This window comes from Emticicia agri, from assembly GCF_004168285.1.
Lineage (GTDB): Bacteria > Bacteroidota > Bacteroidia > Cytophagales > Spirosomataceae > Emticicia > Emticicia agri.
The window spans coordinates 1-2,176 of record NZ_SEWF01000121.1 but is presented as its reverse complement, the minus strand read 5'-3'; the positions used below and the strand labels follow the sequence as shown (position 1 = coordinate 2,176).

At 36.6% G+C, this 2,176-nt stretch carries 2 protein-coding genes and 1 pseudogene; all 3 read left to right on the top strand.

The annotated features are described in order from the left end of the window. A partial coding sequence (locus tag EWM59_RS27325; RefSeq protein ID WP_510186009.1) for a transposase family protein occupies nt 1-726 on the top strand: 726 nt, incomplete at its 5' end. A gap of 236 nt (nt 727-962) precedes the next feature. Continuing rightward, nucleotides 963-1,250 (top strand): annotated as a pseudogene (locus EWM59_RS28875) (transposase); the annotation flags it as partial. A gap of 70 nt (nt 1,251-1,320) precedes the next feature. Beyond that, a partial coding sequence (locus EWM59_RS27315) for an IS481 family transposase (RefSeq protein WP_130021487.1) occupies nt 1,321-2,176 on the top strand: 856 nt, incomplete at its 3' end.

Genomic DNA, 2,176 nt, shown 5'->3' with positions numbered 1-2,176 from the left:
TATAGAAAAACCAGAAGCAGGCAAAATGCTTTACTAAAATTGTTGGATAAAGGAATAGAAGCCTATCAATCCCTGCTCAATCAAACTCAAGCGAAAGGATTAAGTATGGTAGACGCTGAAACATTTAAGACCATTAAACTGGTTTATCAACAGCAAAAACAGCGATACTTACACCCACAAGCCAAGATACCAAACCGGATAGTAAGTTTGTACAAACCCTACCTCAGACCCATTATCAGGGGAAAAGAGAATAAACCCTTAGAGTTCGGAATGAAGGTTCATAAGTTGCAGGTAGGTGGAATCAGCATAATTGAATATGGAAGTTATGAAGCCTTCAATGAGTGTAAACGTCTGAAAATCAGTATAGTCAAACATAAAAGTACTTTTGGTCTATGTACCCATATAGCTGCTGACAGGATTTATGCTACCAATGAAAATCGTAAATATACTACTCAGAAGAACATCCAGACCAACTTTATTAGAAAGGGTACTGGAAAAGATGATAAAGCTACCAAACAAATCAAAGCAGTACTTAATAAAGAAAGAGCTACACGTTTAGAAGGCAGTTTTGGTAATGAAAAGGAACATTACCTCTTGCATAAGAACAAAGCCAGAAGTCCTGACAACGAACAAGTTTGGCTATTTTTCGGTATTCACACTGCCAATGCTGTTTTGATTGCCAAACGAAGACAGAAAGCTCAAAGGCAAGCCCAAATGGCCGCTTAAATTGAAAATTTCATATCAAAACTCACCCATAAAATGGGGTGGTTCAGTGTGTCTACTCGTAAACAGAAAAGTCTCAATTGACGAAAAACTCACGATAGATTGTACTTTTTAAAGATGTTGCTCTTTGAAAATCAACAAGACACTCAGATTTTTGAGTGTCTTGTCGTTAGAATATTTTATCTAAGAGAATTTCCAAGGAAAGCCGGCGTAAATTGTACCCTAAGGCGGTTGAGCCCTGGATTAATAATTGGGAAAGGTTATCTGTCTTTTTTCAATACTCCCCAGCCATTAGAAAAATTGTATATACAACCAATACCATTGAGGCATATCATAGGCAGATTCGTAAACTGACCAAGACTAAGGGTGCATTTACCTCTGATAATGCTTTGCTAAAATTGGCTTTTCTATCCATTATGAACATGGATAAACTCTGGAATAAGAAGGTTTTTAGCTGGAAAGAGATTTTATCAGAAATCAGTATTATTTTCGCTGATAGAATCGCTGATGAAGATTTCGAGTTATAAACTGAAATAGTCATGATTTAATCTGACAGTTACGATTTATTTAGTAACTTAAAATTAAAGATTAAATCAAATGACAACACAGGCAAAAATCATCAAGAACAAGTTAGGAGTATTAGAACTTGCCAATGTTTTAGGCAATGTCTCAAAGGCTTGCAAGGTAATGGGTTATAGTCGAGATAGTTTCTATCGCTTCAAGGAACTCTATGAACAAGGTGGTGAATTAGCACTTCAAGAAATTAGTCGCAGAAAACCCATAGAGAAAAATCGGGTAGATACGTTAGTAGAAGAAGCCGTTGTCAAGATGGCATTGGACTTACCAGCTTATGGACAGCTAAGAGTATCAAATGAGCTAAAGAAACAAGGTATAGTTGTCTCTCCTGGTGGAGTACGTTCAATCTGGTTAAGACATGATTTAGCTACCTTTAAGAAACGTTTAAAAGCATTGGAAGCGAAGGTTAATCAGGAAGGAATTATCCTTACAGATGAGCAAATAACAGCCTTAGAAAGAGCCAAAGCTGAGAAACAGGCTCATGGAGAAATAGAGACACATCATCCGGGTTATTTAGGAGCACAGGATACGTATTACGTAGGTAATATTAAGGGAGTAGGCCATATTTATCAACAGACTTTTATAGATACTTATTCAAAGGTAGCTTTTGTTAAACTCTATGACCGGAAAAACGCTTTAGTAGCCGCTGATATGCTCAATGATAAGGTTATTCCTTTTCATGAGCAAAATCAGATTCGTCTACTAAGAGTTTTAACTGATAGGGGTACAGAATATTGTGGTAATAGGGAGCAACACGAATATCAATTATATTTGGCTATAGAAGATATTGACCATACTAAAACTAAGGCCAAAAGTCCTCAAACTAATGGTATATGCGAGCGTTTCCATCGTACTATTCAGGATGAATTTTATGCGG